This is a genomic window from Flavobacterium sp. N502540, assembly GCF_025947365.1.
GTDB lineage: Bacteria > Bacteroidota > Bacteroidia > Flavobacteriales > Flavobacteriaceae > Flavobacterium.
The window spans coordinates 3,179,025-3,194,900 of sequence record NZ_CP110012.1 but is presented as its reverse complement, the minus strand read 5'-3'; the positions used below and the strand labels follow the sequence as shown (position 1 = coordinate 3,194,900).

The following is a 15,876-nucleotide window of genomic DNA, read 5'->3' as shown; positions in this document are numbered from 1 at the left end:
AATTAAAACCTTTTAACTTTGCATCTTCACAATATTTTTTTTTAAAATATTTCATGTAAAAAGTCATAACATCTACAAACAAAAAACTACCTCAACATGGAGGTAGCTTCTCTATTCTTTGTCAAGTTTCATTACATTCATAAGCAAGATAACAACGCTAACCGGAAAACTTCTATCTGTTCATCTAGAAAAACATTCTTTTCCTAATCTTAAGTATGACAAAAAGAAATTTTCTTACAATAAGTTAATCTAAACTATATTCTCCAATATAAAATAGTTCATTGTATTTTTTATCCTTTGAAGGAACTTCTATCTCTCCAGAATACCAGTAAACTGAATTAACAAATTCAATACCTAAATCTTTACAATTATCCAGTACTTTATTTTTATCATTTTCACTTATTGGCACTTCTTTCAAAATTGCCAAAACCGTTAATTCTTCATTAAATCTTAGGTAGCCTATGAAATCTTCATCATACCATTTTTTACCTATGTCTTTACAAAAACCGCATATCTTTCTATTGTCAATATCTTCTGAATAATCTAATTCAAAATATTCATCAAATTGCTCTTGACTTTTACTTGTCACACCTAACCATAAAAAAATCTTATCTAAATAATCCATAATTTCCAATATTTTAGTTACATTTTATTCTCATATGTGCATCATGATGTCTCTTAATGATATCTAAAGCATCTTGTTTTGAAGTTGCATCTTTCAATTCTTTTATTAACTTATTGTGAAAATGCCTTCCTGCTCTACTATTATGATGTGGGCCGTCAGGAAGTAAATTACCATCACTATCCGTAACTCCTGAGAAAGTAATTTTGTCTGTATCAATACTCATACTTTTTATATCTTCAGCTGTAAATCCAAGCTCTTTAGCCTTTGAAGCAATTGAAACAGGAAACATTTCATGTTTCCCACCAGGCGCTCTTAAAGCATCTGAAACTATATCCTTATTATCTACAATATCCTGAACAGAAGCATTATTAAACCATTCACTAAATTTCCCCGTTTCCCACGGAGCTAATCCGAACACATCTACAAATCTATTACTATTACAAGTATAAGCGTAAAAATTTGGGTTATTTCCATGTAATCCAATCGGGTCCTGTGAAATATATCCTCCCGTCTCTGGATTATAATACCTAAACCTATTATAGAATAAAGCCGTCTCTATATCCTCATACTGCCCTAACTGTCTAAAAGGGATAAAACTTCTATCACCTTTTAGATTACGTAAATCACCATAAATATCATAATCGGTTTCCCAAACTAACTCGCCAATTTCATTGTAAGCCTGTATGGGCCTACCAATATAATCATTAATAATAGAGACCATTTCTTCTCCAACGATCTTAGCACTTGGAACAAAAGAACCTTCTTCGTAGATCCAAGTTATAAGATTCTCGATAGGCTCTGGTTTGTCGTAGACTAAATCATCCTCAGTAGCTATTAATTTAGGTCGATCTTTTAAATCATAATACCATTCATGAATAAGAACATTTGCATCCCAAACATAACGATTTATTCTTTGGTTTGCAATTTTTGCGGTGCGTCTTCCTAAGGCATCGTATTCAAACTGTACAGTTTTTCCATCGGGGTTGGTGATACTCTCGAGCATGCCATTAGCCAGCCATTTATAGGTAGTGTCTCCATCTTGCCATTGCCGATGTTCCTGCTGTAATCTCTTTTCTTCGCTTTTGTTGCCTGCCAGTTTGTCGATCCAATTGGTTGGCTCTTCAAACTTTAGTTCTTCATTGATGTTTCTTATACTTTTGTGTATCAGATTACCCAACTCATCGTATCTGTAATAATACTTTTCATCCTGTAGCAGTTTACCGCCTTTACCGTATTTACGATCGCTGCGATCGGGAGTTTTGTACAAGTTACCTACTGCATCGGGAGTTTTATATAGTTCTTCATTGCCATTATAACTCTTGGCCAGATTGCCAAAGTCATCATAATCAAAGTAAGTAATACTTGAAGTCATTTGGTTCACCGCACTGCGCAATTGCTGGTTGGTGTCCCAGTTGTAAAAACGCGAACCTGTACGTTTGCCATTGGCAAATACTTCCTGCTCTTTTTGTTTCCCGCTGTTGTTGTAACCGGTTTTAACATGTAGTCCTCCTGTGGTAAAGCGCTCTATTTCACGTCCTAATTCATCTCGTTTCAGGGTGGTTTCCCACTTTTGATGCTGTTCTTTAAGTTCCTTACTTTGGGCTTCTATTCGCTCCAGCTGTCCCTTTTGGTTGTAATGAGTATTGATATCGGCTCCAAGGCTGGAAGTAATGTTGGTACGTTGTCCTAAAGCATTATAAGTTGATAAGAGTGTTATGCCGTTTTGGGTGGCATCGAGCTGTTGTTTTTGAGTTTCTTGTATGATACGTCCTACTGCATCACGTTCAAAATAAATGCTAACGTTTTGGTTAGTAGCTTCAATGAGCTGTCCATTTTTGTTGTAACCGTACGTTTCCCAAGTACCGTCGTGATAATCCGCTCTGGTAATGCGTCCCAGTGCATCTTGTTCGTATTCTGTAAATTTTCCGTTGCCATGATCTATTCTGGTCACTTCACCTGCCAAATTACGCTGGTACTTTTTCACCATACCGTCAAAAGCAACTTCTTTTATTATATGTCCTGCTTTATTTCTGTCAAAATAGTAGACTTCATTGTCTTCGTTTTTGATGCCTTGCAACTGCTCCATCTTGTCGTAATCAAAACGCACTTTTACTCCGTTTTGCTCTCGTGTAGCAAGACTTCCCATCGGGGTATAACTGAACTTAATACTGTTCTTATTGTCTTTTAAACCTATTACTTCATCATAATTGTTGTAGGTAAACTGTATAACATTGCTGTCTTTTTCTACAATCTGTCTTACTCTGTCCAGTGCATCGTAACTAAAGTAATCCGCCATTTGCATTGGGGTATAGATCGCCTGTACGCGCCCACGATGGTCATACTCCCATGACTTTAACTTTTCATTATTCTCACGCCACTCTATAAGGTTGAATTGGTCGTCATAAATCAGTTCGAGTTTGTTGTTGTTTTTGGCCACTGTTGCCAATAATCCATTATTGTGATAACTAAAATGGGTAGTGGTTTTATCAGGAGCTATAATTGTTTTTAGCTGATTCTCTTTATCTTCTTTGTACAGGTAAACGGTTTTATTGCCTTCGGGATCTATGGCAATTGATGGACGATTTTCCTCATCATAAATCATGATTTCTTCTGTACCATCGGGGTAAACTGTACTGGTTTTGTTTCCTCTTTCATCATAATTATAGCCTAGTATACGTCCTTCGGGATCAATCTCCCGGTAGAGTTCCATAAACTCGGTATAATCATAAAAGGTGCTGTTGCCCATTGGGTCTTTTACCTGCGTGACCAACTGACTTGGCTCGTAATAATAAGTGGTTACAGCTCCGTTGGCGTCAGTAACTAAGTTATAACCTTCTTCCGTATGGTAATCCATCCAGCCTTCCTGCCAACCACCATCACCCCACGTGTGAATACATTTGTTTTGAGTATCATACTCCCAATAAAAAGTCTGACCGTTACGATCTGTTTTTTTGACCATCAAATGATTTTCATATTCAATGGTTGTTGGTTTTTGAAGTGCATCAATAATGGAGCTTATATTGCCTTCCTGATCGTACTCGTACGCAACTAAAAGTTCCTCTTGTTCAGGTCCAACAAGTTCTAGCTTTTGAATGAATCCGTCTTTAGTGCTTACTTTGATGGCTCTGCCTGCCGAATCGATGATCCTGTTCAGGATATATCCTTTAAATTCAAAAATAACAGAAAGCCCAGCAGAATTGGTAATTTGAGTGAGCTGGTATTTCTTGCCGTTAAAAAGGGTGAAATCATAAAACAGTTTCTTTGTATGATCGTAAGCCTGATAACCGTCCTGAGTTTTTTTCAGGGTTGTTTTTTCTTCACGGAGATAAAATTCTTCTTCCGGTATTAAAGCAGGAAAAGCAACCAATCTTCCATCCTCCATACGAAGTCCTACTGCATCGTCTTCAGGGTATAATTCTACCGCTCTGTCATATACACAATGTACACCATGACCCAACCAGCCTACATAATCAGAATCGGAGTACCAACTACGTTGCCAGTTTAAAGAAATTGGACTAGCAATATCAAAATCGCTCCCTTCATAAATTACAGCACCATTAATTAAGTTTATAGGTTCAAAGCCAAACCGGCACAAGATTCTTTTAAGACCTTTTGGACTTTTTCCACTTGTATTAAATTTTTTAATAAGACCTCTCGTTTTCTTCAATAGCGTGCTAAAGCCAATACTAGCAACCAGTCCGGTAATCATTCCTCCCCAATCGGGCGGATAAGGTCCACCTACCATTACGGGTTTCCCGGTAGGAATAGGCAATGAAAATGAGGTTGGAGCAAAAAGCGTTGGAGCAAACGGTAACATTTTTTTACCCACTTTGGTTTTCCCTAGAGACATCGAGAGCGGAATTCCAATATCATTACAAGTCATTAGCATATGCCCTTTGGGACTCATTCGCGTACCATCTGAAAATACAGTTTGTGAAGCAAAAAAGTTCATACTCTCGTGCCCAATAATGGGCATCATTAGCCAAGGTGGCGTAAAAAGTGGAATATGCTGTAATGGAATAATAATACCTCCTGTATCAGAATTCCCACGTTTAAAACCATTTACATGTACCGAAGTACCTAAAAAAGGAATGTAATCCGCAGGATCAATAACAATACCAATATAAGGATGAAAAGGATTGAATGGTGGTAAAGTAGTAAAGTGGATGTCAATACCCACGACTATGGTTAAATGGTTATCGGTTAATAACATAATTAAATTAGATGTTGCTTAAGTGGTATTCCTATTGTCACTTGTTAATCGGGTAACAAACAAACTGATTCCTTCAAATATATTACAAATAATACTTACAAAAAAAATATTTTTGTACTATTTTTACCAATAAAAAGCGAAACAAAAAAAGTCGTTCCAGCTTTTTTCTTAAGAAATACAAAATAGAGCCGAAAAAAAGGTAAAATCTAAAATCTTACAACACACTCTAGATCAAACAATAAATAGGTCATTGCTTGGCAAACCTTTACTAACCACTATTTCTGTAAAAAGCAAAATAAACCCAAAACACTTAATACCAATCACTTATAAAACAAAGACTATTTTTTTAACCAACATTAGTATAAATTCCCATTTCGGAAACGACTTGATTCATTATATTTTCGACAGCTCTTTGATTACTACATTTAACCAAAAGAGCATCAAAGACATATAAAACATTAATTCCGATGTTATTTAACCTCCTAATACACTCCGTCATTATTTTGACTTCTAAATCAAACATTTTTTGACTGGTAATTTTGTAATTATTTTTATTCTTGTCAGATATAATTTTTTTTAACATCGTGGGTTCATTTGTTTCATAATAAGGGTACAATAGACTCATTCTCATCTGTTGAGCCTTCTTATTAAAAAAACTTAAATGTTCTTCTTTTACAATATGAAGCTCCATTTCTAACTTATCCTTTATCAACTCATGAGTAATATATTTTGTAGTACCTCCGTATAATTTTACAGCTAAATTTGGATGTAAACATCTGAAATCAATATCAATAGTTTTCTCATTGTCTATTTTAATTAGGTTTCGAATGAATTTAGGCATCATATTTATTGAATCATACACCCTACCTCCAGATCTTTCTCCAGATATTGAGGGATATTTAAATCCATTCTCTGTTAAATATTTAAATAATTTTAAACTATCTTCTAAATAAAATCGCTTCTGATCCACAAGATCGGTTTTTTTTCTGCCATTTAAAATAGTCAGTTTTTTGCCTTTACCATTCCTATATTTGATTTTTACTAATCTTCTAGCTTCTGCTAATATTTCATTTTCTACAGGAAGGGCTAATTTGGGATATATAGCCAATAGATTTGTTACAATCAAATTATTCTTCGATTCTATAATTTTTATGCGATAGATATCTAATCTCCTTTTCTTATGATAGGAATTTGATATTTTATATATTTCAACTTTATTATTTAAAAGCAAGCTTGAGAGTCTATACTGTTTTGACCTTGTCCTTACTTCGTAAGTTTCGGTCTCCCTGTCATTTAGTTTAACTTCTATTAAAGAATTAAATGAAAATATTGGCTCAAGTAAAAATTCTATAACCCTTTTATATGTTCCGTCAGATCCTGGAATCTGCTCTCTTAAAACCCTACTAGACAAAGACTTCCACTTATCATTATTGCCATTGAATTGTACATTTACGAGATTTGACAAGAAAACCAAACAATATTCTACAGCCAAAAGCTTATCAGGACTAATTTCCAGTAATCTTTTTTCATTTTTTTTTGCATTTAACAATCTAACTGAACGTTTTGGTACTGTAAGAGTATTAACATCTGTTAATAATTTTTGAGAATTCAAAAATTCTTTGTAATTACAATCTTTTTCATTAAAATAATCAAATTCTTCATTAATATCAAACATGCGATTTTTTTTTATTACTATTTATTACTTCTATAATATTTATATCTATAATATTTATATCTATAATATTATTCATTATGTGTCCTTAAAAAATCTTAATTGTGATGTACAATCTGAGCATTAATCAACAAGACCCTAAAAACCTATTTTTTCAGAGCTATTCTGATTATTTTTTAAACAAAAATCGAGTTTTTAAAACATTAAAACACTCAGTTTAATTAATTAGTTATTATAAATTAAGGATGTATTAAAATTATTTAATCGGATTGAATCAATGAATAGTCTAAGAATTGTCAAAATTAATCTTTAGTATCTATTAATAGCAACTTATATAATCCCCTTTTTAATATATCGATTGCTTACATACCTTTTCTAATTGATTCTCGATGCTTAAGCCTTTAGCTATTGACCACTTCTGATGAATTAATAAACTTTTAAATACATAAAAACAAGTCATTAACTTAATCTATTTTTAGAAGGCTAATTTCAAAAAAAATGAACTATATATTTAAAAGTTTATTATTTTCAATTAAGACTTAAGCAAATAGAGATTACATGAAAAACAGCTCAATCATAAGCTCTAGTTAAATTTAGCTTAGTTTATTAATTCTATCAAATTCCTCAATTGTCTTATAGCCTAAAAATCCATGTCTTCTTTTCTTATTATACCAGTTTTCAATGTATTCATAAACTTCTATTCTCAACTGTTTTCTTGATAAAAGTTTATCCCTGTGAATTAATTCTCGTTTAAATATGCTAAAAAAGCTTTCAGAAACAGCATTATCATTGTGATTTTGCTTACGACTCATACTTCTTCTAACATATTTGTATGAGTCTAAAGATTTAGTGAAAATTTTATTAGCATATTGAGTACCTCTATCTGAATGGAAAATTAACTCTTTGGTAATTTTTCTATTGTTAACCGCCATTTCCCAAGCTGGTAGAGTTGTTGCTTTGGTACTCATTGTGTCACTTAAGCTCCATCCTATGATTTTTCTATCAAATAAATCCATAATTATAGTGAGGTATAGAAAGCCTCTCATAGTCTGTATGTATGTAATGTCCGAAACCCAAACTTGGGAAGGGTCAGTAACTTTAAACTCTCTATTTAAAACATTTGGAAACACATAGTGATTATGAAGTGAATCTGTTGTTGCTTTGTATTTTCTTTTGGCTTTTCGATAAAGCCCCAGAACTTTCATATAAGATGCGACATGTGAGTCTGTTATTTTAAACCCTCTCTTTTCAAGTTCTTTAGCAATTTTTCTACAGCCACATATTTGCTTAAATTCATAAAATATAGATGTAATTTCCTCTTTCAAAATATTTATTCGAATTTCAGTATTTGAAAGTTCTTGTTTTTTTCTTCTATAATATGTGGTTCTTGAAACTCCTAATGCACTGCACATTTTTAAAATTGAAAATTTATTTTTGTTATCCTCAATAAAATCTTTAGTCATTATTTTTCCCAGTGCAACATGTTTACTTCCTCTTTTCAAAATTTCAAGTGTAAGTTCTGAATCTTTTACTTTCTTTTCAAGATTAGTAATTGTACTTTGATCGAGAGTTAATTTTAAGTAGCCTGTTCCGCAAAAACTTCCTGCTCCAAATTTTTCGAAGTCTTGTCGCCATCGATATAAACAACTAGCAGTTATTCCTAACTCCCTTTCAATACTCGCAATTTGTCCTTTACCTCTCTTATAGCTTAATTTGACTGCATTCATTTTAAACGTACGATCGTAATTTTTCATAACAGTAAGTTTATATTAATATGTGCTTAAAAACGTTTGATGTTTGTTCAAGATATTCAGGTATTTTTTCTTCAATTTCTTTTTTAATAGAAAGTTCATTTAAAGAAGCTAGTTCAGATTTAAGGGCGATAAAAAATCTTTTGGGCACAACATTATCTAAATGATTCCCATTCCTGCTCATACTTCGTTTAATATGTTTATATGAGTTCAATTTACGAGTAAACATCTTATTAGCGTATTGAGGTGATCTATCAGAATGAAATATTAATCCTTTCTTAGGTTTACGATTTAGGATAGCCATTTCCCAAGCTGGCATTGAAGTTTCCATTATTGTCGCACCTGTACTCAAATTCCATCCAATAATTTTATTGTCAAATAAATCCATAATAATTGTTAGTGATAAAAGACCTTTCTCTGTTTCTAAGTTTGTTATACCCGATACCCAAATCTGTGAAGGTTTGTCAGCTTTAAACTGACGATTAAGAATATTAGGAAAAATACAAGGATTATGGGGAACAAAATGCGAACCAGATTTCAATTTATGTCTACTGCTAAGCTTACTGACAAGACCTAGTCTATTCATGTAACGAGTTACCGAAGGAGGTGATAATATAATGCCTCGGCTTCTCAATTCTGCTGAAATTTTGATATTACCATATCTCGCTTTATATTCGTAAAATATAGACGTTATTTCTTCTTCTAAGAAGATTGTTTCACGCTTTCTTGGAGAAACTATTTTATCTCTCCATCGATAATAAGTCGTTTCTCTTATACCTAAAACTTCACACATACTACAAATTGAATATTTATCTAAATTGTTTTCGATAAAATAAAAAATCATTGGTTTTCCTTGCAGGATATAGTGGCTTGCGCTCTTAAAAATTTCAACTTGACGTTCTACTTTTTGTAGCCTTTTTGTAAGTGTAATTTTAAGTATCACAAACCTTTTTTGCTCGGGGTTTCTAAAATGGCCTTTGCAAAAGCTATCTGCTTCACCATATTTTTGAAATTCGGCTTGCCATCTGTAGATATTTGTAGTTCCTACGCCAAGTTCTTTTGCTGCTTGGAAACGATTTGTTTTAAGTGCTAATTTGACTGCGTTCACTTTAAAATCACGGTCGTAAATTTTATGCTTCTCCATTTCCTAAAGTTTAGGTACAATTACGTGAATTTAAGAAAAATCACGCATAAAGAAAAAATATCACTAATTAACATAAATAATTGTAACAATCAAACAACAATATTTAGAACATAAAAAACTAACTTACAATAATTTAAAACCAAAAAATGAACTATATATAAAAAAGTTTGTCATTCAGGATTCTGTCGTAGGCTCTCGCAGACAGATTCAATCGTTCCATAGCCGTTTTAAGCAATTCTTTTGACGGATCGTCAAGAATACAAAACTCCCGAATAAGTTTACTGCTCATTTGTGCATTGTAATGTACATTTTCAATTGTTTCGAAACGTCTGGTCTGAATTTCTCGTGCAGCGGTAACCCGTTTGCGGATTTCAACACTACTCTCGGCTTTTCGATCATCGGCCAATTTTTCAAAAGGAACTGGTGTGACTTCGATATGAATGTCAATCCGATCCAGTAAAGGTCCTGATATTTTGCTCAAATAGCGCTGCATCTCATGTGGCGAAGATGTATTAGGCATAGCAGGATCGTTAAAAAAACCACTCGGGCTGGGATTCATACTCGCCACAAGCATAAACGAGGAAGGGTAAGTTACTGTAAATTTAGCCCTTGAAATAGTAACTTCCCGATCTTCCAGCGGCTGGCGCATCACTTCAAGAACATCGCGCTTGAACTCCGGTAATTCGTCTAAAAACAAAACACCATTGTGAGCCATCGAAATTTCTCCGGGCTGAGGATAACTTCCTCCTCCAACCAAGGCAACATTAGAAATGGTATGATGAGGGCTTCTAAAAGGTCGCTGGTTCATTAATCCAACTTCTTTCAACTTTCCGGCAACACTGTGAATTTTAGTCGTTTCAAGAGCTTCACGCAAAGTCATTGGCGGTAAAATACTCGGAACACGTTTAGCCAACATCGTTTTCCCCGCTCCGGGCGGACCAATTAAAATGATGTTATGACCTCCCGCAGCCGCAATTTCCATACAACGTTTTATACTTTCCTGTCCGCGGACATCTGAAAAGTCAAATTCCGGAAAATCTAAGCTTTTATAAAATTCAGCTTTCGTATCAATAGTTGTAGGCTCAAGAGTTCCTTTCCCCTTAAAAAAATCAATAACATCCTGAAGATTCTGAACTCCGTAAGTGTCTAATCCAGTCACTATTGCAGCTTCTTTCACATTCTGAATAGGCAGGAAGAAACCTTTATAACCTTCCTCCTTTGCTTTGACTGCGATCGGTAATGCTCCCCGAATCGGTTGTAAACTGCCGTCTAAAGAAAGCTCTCCCATGATAATATATTTTTCAATCTCCGGTGCTTTTATCTGATCTGAAGCCACCAAAATTCCCATCGCCAAAGTTAAATCGTATGCGGAACCCTCCTTTCGTAAGTCAGCCGGTGCCATATTAATTGTTATTTTCTTACCCGGAAAAATTAATCCATTGTTCTTAAGTGCGGCGGCAATTCGATAACTGCTTTCCTTTATGGCATTATCCGGCAATCCCACTAAATGATAACCAATTCCTTTATCCATATGAACTTCGATCGTAATCGTTGTTGCTTCTACTCCAAAAACGGCACTTCCGTAAACTTTTACTAACATAATTCCTATTCCTAATAAATGGATTCAAATCTAACGAGATGTACAAAAGTAGCTTTTTTATTACAATTAAATACACGTTCCTTCCTACTTCCTTTTGAATTCAATTCTATCTTTCCAAATTCATTATTAAAAAGTCGCAAGTAATCGCAATTTCTATTAACGAAAAACAACTAAACAACACACCTAATAAATATTTTCATCAGAATTTATCATAAAACCCTAAATTAGCGTTATGAATAAAAATCAAAAACATTATGAAATATCTCACCAAACCATTTTTACAACAGATTTTTATTTTTAGCAACAAATTCGTTTTTTTATTCGCGCTCACCTGTCTGATTCTTCCTAACGCAAATGGTCAGCAAAAGAAAATAACGGAGAAATTTAAAAAAGAGACTATTCTAAAAATAGATTCCCTCATTCAAAAGGAGTACATATTTCCTGATCAGGCAAAACTGATCGCGGCTCATTTAAAAAAGAGTTATAAAGAAAATAAATTCAAAAAATACGATCTACTGGATTCTTTCGCTGTAGCTCTAACGAAAGAAATTCGTTTGGTCAACAACGACAAACATCTTAGAGTCAAGCCTAAATTTGTTCCGGATAATAAAAACACAAATGCAGCTAAAGATTCCTACGAAATTTATCTTCATAATTTAACCGACAATCGCAAACTCGCCGATGGTTTCAGAGAGGTTAAGATCCTTGACGGTAATATCGGTTACCTCAATTTTAAATATTTCATACACGAAACTAAACCCACTATTGATTCTTATATGCAATTGCTTTCTAAAACGGACGCCATTGTTATTGATTTAAGCACTAACGGAGGTGGAAGTCCTAAAACCGTGCAGTACCTGTGCAGTTATTTTTTAAAAGAACCACTATTGCTCAATACCTTATATTTTAGAAAAGACAATTATACGGAAGAATTAAGAGTTACAGAAGTTAACGGTAAAAAAAGAATCGATGTTCCCCTATTTATTATCACAGGTGCCAGAAGTTTTTCGGGTGCAGAAGAATTCAGTTATAACATGCAAGCGCAAAAAAGAGCAACCTTAGTTGGTGAAGTGACTGGTGGTGGAGCCAATCCCGGTGAAATTCTTGAAATTAACCCTCTTTTAGAAATTTTCATTCCTACCGGAACTCCGATAAATCCAATCACTAAAACAAACTGGGAAGGAATTGGCGTAATCCCTGAGTACAAAACAACCCAGGAACTGGCTTACGACAAAACCATAGAATTGGCAAAAAAAGCAGCAGAGGACTACCGAAGTAAAATTGCAGCTGAATCAAAAAGACTTTATCTGGAATTGCAATCTACTGTTGACCAGCAAACAAAACCATTAAACGAAGCTGATTTAGCAAAAATGGATCAGCAAATTCAAACAGTCGTCAAAAAGCTAATTGAATCTGATTGGTTTACAGAAGAGGACATTACTAACCTTTCATCCGATTATACTCCTACAAAATCATTTATTGCAGAATCAATTTTAAAAAGCAATGCAGAATTACATCCAAAATCTCCGATAGCCTTTTTAAAATATGGTGATCTTTTGGAGCAAAACGGAAAAAAAGATACTGCAACGGCGGTCTTAAAAAAAGCGGTAGAGCTTGCCACAGAAATCAAAGCTCCCTATCTGGAAGGGATAAAAAACCGATATGAGAAGATCCTAAAATAAAAAGACATTCTTAAAAGCAGCACTCAAAAAACAGTGCAAATCATCAAAATCAGAAGAATTACTAAATCGTTTTTGGTACTTAACGCGGAATATAAAAAATTAATTTTCATTAAAACTTGCTCAAATATTAATATTTCCTATTTTTAATGAAAATTTTATTAATTATCCATGAAAAGAAAACTACTACTACTGTTTTTGAGTGTTTTTTTAACAAAAACGTATGCTCAAGATTACTTTCCCGTTAATGAAAGTGTCCACAACAAAAACAACAATTACACTGTTTTTACCAATGCCACGATTTATGTAACCCCAACACAAAAAATCGAAAAAGGAACTTTACTCATTCAGGATGGCAAAGTGGTTGGTGTTGGAAACAACATCACCATTCCTAAAAATAGCGTTGCTATTGATCTTGCAGGAAAAACTATTTATCCTTCGTTTATTGATATCTACACCAGCTTTGGGGTTGAAAAACCTAAGGCCCCTGCCGGACGTGGACGTGATCGCAGCCCTTTATACGACACTAAAAAAGTAGGTTACTATTGGAACGAAAGTGTTCGTCCCGAAGTAAATACTTATGAAACTTTTAAATACGATCAGCCGAAAGCGGAAGAATTACTAAAAGCCGGTTTTGGAGTAGTAGGAACCCATATTGCTGACGGAGTTGCTCAGGGAACCGGAATTTTAGTAGCACTGAACAATACCGAAAACAGCAAACAAATTATTGCAAATAAAGTAACCAACCATTTTGCTTTTACAAGAAGTGCTCTGACGAATCAGGCTTATCCAAGTTCATTAATGGGTATGACAGCTTTGTTACGCCAAATGTATCTGGACTTAGACTGGTACAAAAAAGGAAATTCAGAAACCAAAGATTTGTCATTAGAGGCTTTAGCTGATAACGAAAAACTGGTTCAGATTTTTGCTACAGAAGACAAGTTAAACAGTTTAAGAGCAGCGAAAATTGCCAAAGAATTTGGATTAAACTATGTTCTGAAAGGAAGCGGAAATGAGTTTGAAAGAATTGAAGAAATTAAAGGTACCAATGCCAAATATATCATCCCAATCAGTTTCCCTGAGGCGTATGATGTTTCTAACCCTTATTTGTCCAATCAAATCGAATTGGCTGATATGCGTTTCTGGAACCAGGCGCCTACCAACTTAAAAGTTCTTTCGGACAATGGAGTTGTTTTTGCTTTAACAACAGACAAATTAAAAAAGACCGAAGATTTTAAAACTAATTTACTAAAAGCCATTAAATATGGTTTTGATAAAACAAAGGCTCTTGAAGCTCTAACCACAGTTCCTGCAGCTATTTTAGGAAAAAGTAATGAAGTAGGAAGTTTGAAAGCTGGTGCTTTTGCCAACTTCATCATTACTTCAGGTGAAATTTTTGACGAAAAAACGGTTTTATATGAAAACTGGGTACAAGGAACTAAATACGTTGTAAACGATGTTAACGCAAAAGACATTCGTGGTAACTACGACTTAACGGTTGGAAAAGATACCTACAAATGGAAAATCGAAGGAACAGTTGATGCTCCAAAATCTGAAGTTACAACTGCAGATGCAAAGAAAGTGAGCAGTACTTTTGCTGTTTCTAAAAACTGGATCTCTCTTTTAATTAAACCAACCGATTCAATCAAATCTAATTTTTCACGTTTGACCGGATTGATCGAAAAACCGGAAAACTTATCTGGAAAAGCGGTATTGGCAAACGGAACAGAATTGTTCTGGACTGCTACTAGAACAAGCCCATTTGTAGCGGTAAAAGATTCAACTAAAGTTGAAAAACTAAATCCGATTATCCCGACAACGTATCCAAATATTGCTTTTGGTGACTCAAAAAGATTAACTGCTCAAACTTTACTATTCAAAAATGCTACGGTTTGGACCAACGAAAAGGAAGGTATTTTAACTGAAACTGACGTTTTAATTAAAAACGGAAAAATTGCTGCTGTAGGTAAAAATCTTTCCGATGCTTCTGCTACAGTTATTGATGCTAAAGGTAAACATATCACGAGCGGAATTATTGACGAACACTCCCACATCGCCATTTCAAAAGGGGTGAACGAAATGGGACATAACTCGACTGCCGAAGTTACAATTCAGGATGTTGTAAACTCTGAAGACATTAATATCTACAGAGACTTAGCTGGAGGTGTAACCACTTCGCAATTATTACACGGATCTGCAAACCCAATTGGAGGACGTTCTGCCATTGTAAAATGGAAATGGGGTGCTGCACCAGACGAAATGTTATACAAAAACCAGCCAAAGTTCATCAAATTTGCTTTGGGAGAAAATGTAAAACAAGCGAATTGGGGAATTGACAATCCTACCCGTTTTCCACAAACCAGAATGGGAGTTGAACAAGTTTTTACGGATTATTTCCAACGTGCAAAAGAATACGATGAAAACTGGAAAAAATTCAACGCAGGTTCTAAAAAAGGAAAAGCGCCAAGAGTTGATTTAGAAATGCAAACGATCGCTGAAATTCTAAACAAAGAGCGTTTTATTACGTGTCACTCTTATGTAGAATCTGAGATCTTAATGTTGATGAATGTTACGGAGAAGTTCAATTTCAAAGTGAATACTTTTACGCACATTCTGGAAGGATATAAAGTGGCAGATAAGATGAAAGAACACGGTGTTGGAGCATCTACATTCTCTGACTGGTGGGCTTACAAATTTGAAGTAAATGACGCGATTCCGTTTAACGGACCAATTATGCACAATCAGGGATTAGTGGTTGCTTACAATTCAGATGATGCCGAAATGTCAAGAAGATTAAATCAGGAGGCTGCAAAAGCGGTGAAATACGGAAACATCTCTGAAGAAGAGGCTTGGAAATTTGTAACCTTAAACCCTGCCAAATTATTACACATTGACGATAAGGTAGGAAGTGTAAAAGTAGGTAAAGATGCTGACGTTGTATTATGGAGCGAAAATCCGTTGTCTATTTATGCTAAAGTCGAAAAAACAATGATTGAAGGTGTAGTGTATTTTGATCTTGAAAAAGATGCTGAAAAACAACAGGCTATTTCGAAAGAAAGAAGTTTATTGATTGGGCAGATGTTGCAGGAAAAAAACAAAGGAATGAGCACACAGCCACCAACCAAAAAAGAGAAGAAAGAATATCACTGTGATACTTTAGAACAATAATAACGGCTTTATAAAATTCATAAA

Annotated in this window: 7 protein-coding genes and 1 pseudogene; 2 read left to right on the top strand and 6 right to left on the bottom strand. The window is 34.4% G+C overall.

From position 1 onward, the window contains the following. Nucleotides 1–244: 244 nt before the first annotated feature. The 6 genes and pseudogenes from OLM58_RS13435 to OLM58_RS13410 form a co-directional block, all read right to left on the bottom strand. Complete coding sequence (locus tag OLM58_RS13435) at nt 245–625, bottom strand: immunity 22 family protein (protein WP_264529310.1); 381 nt, start codon at nt 623–625, stop codon at nt 245–247. 13 nt (nt 626–638) lie between these two features. Continuing rightward, nucleotides 639–4,838 (bottom strand): DUF6531 domain-containing protein, encoded by a 4,200-nt coding sequence (locus OLM58_RS13430; RefSeq protein ID WP_264529309.1) that lies wholly within the window; start codon nt 4,836–4,838, stop codon nt 639–641. Nucleotides 4,839–5,184: 346 nt separating this feature from the next. Further along, nucleotides 5,185–6,513 carry a hypothetical protein gene (locus OLM58_RS13425; protein ID WP_264529308.1) on the bottom strand — a complete coding sequence of 443 codons (1,329 nt, stop codon included), beginning with the start codon at nt 6,511–6,513 and terminating at the stop codon, nt 5,185–5,187. Nucleotides 6,514–7,103: 590 nt separating this feature from the next. Then, nucleotides 7,104–8,264 carry an IS3 family transposase gene (locus OLM58_RS13420; RefSeq protein WP_264529307.1) on the bottom strand — a complete coding sequence of 387 codons (1,161 nt, stop codon included), beginning with the start codon at nt 8,262–8,264 and terminating at the stop codon, nt 7,104–7,106. A gap of 10 nt (nt 8,265–8,274) precedes the next feature. Beyond that, nucleotides 8,275–9,405: an IS3 family transposase gene (locus OLM58_RS13415; RefSeq protein WP_264529306.1), complete on the bottom strand. Its 1,131-nt coding sequence runs from the start codon at nt 9,403–9,405 to the stop codon at nt 8,275–8,277. A gap of 175 nt (nt 9,406–9,580) precedes the next feature. Then, nucleotides 9,581–11,005: pseudogene (locus OLM58_RS13410) on the bottom strand (YifB family Mg chelatase-like AAA ATPase); the annotation flags it as partial. 254 nt (nt 11,006–11,259) lie between these two features. Here OLM58_RS13410 and OLM58_RS13405 point away from each other — a divergent pair. Both OLM58_RS13405 and OLM58_RS13400 read left to right on the top strand, forming a co-directional pair. Next, complete coding sequence (locus tag OLM58_RS13405; protein WP_264529305.1) at nt 11,260–12,687, top strand: S41 family peptidase; 1,428 nt, start codon at nt 11,260–11,262, stop codon at nt 12,685–12,687. Nucleotides 12,688–12,855: 168 nt separating this feature from the next. Then, on the top strand, nt 12,856–15,852 hold the full coding sequence (locus OLM58_RS13400; protein ID WP_264529304.1) for an amidohydrolase family protein: 2,997 nt from the start codon (nt 12,856–12,858) through the stop codon (nt 15,850–15,852). Nucleotides 15,853–15,876: the final 24 nt, after the last annotated feature.

What these genes read in the sequence shown, in the direction of transcription:
- OLM58_RS13405 (WP_264529305.1), top strand. Translation starts at nt 11,260, where the DNA reads ATGAAATATCTCACCAAACCATTTTTACAACAGATTTTTATTTTTAGC.
- OLM58_RS13435 (WP_264529310.1), bottom strand. Translation starts at nt 625, where the DNA reads ATGGATTATTTAGATAAGATTTTTTTATGGTTAGGTGTGACAAGTAAA.
- OLM58_RS13415 (WP_264529306.1), bottom strand. Translation starts at nt 9,405, where the DNA reads ATGGAGAAGCATAAAATTTACGACCGTGATTTTAAAGTGAACGCAGTC.
- OLM58_RS13420 (WP_264529307.1), bottom strand. Translation starts at nt 8,264, where the DNA reads ATGAAAAATTACGATCGTACGTTTAAAATGAATGCAGTCAAATTAAGC.
- OLM58_RS13425 (WP_264529308.1), bottom strand. Translation starts at nt 6,513, where the DNA reads ATGTTTGATATTAATGAAGAATTTGATTATTTTAATGAAAAAGATTGT.
- OLM58_RS13430 (WP_264529309.1), bottom strand. Translation starts at nt 4,838, where the DNA reads ATGTTATTAACCGATAACCATTTAACCATAGTCGTGGGTATTGACATC.
- OLM58_RS13400 (WP_264529304.1), top strand. Translation starts at nt 12,856, where the DNA reads ATGAAAAGAAAACTACTACTACTGTTTTTGAGTGTTTTTTTAACAAAA.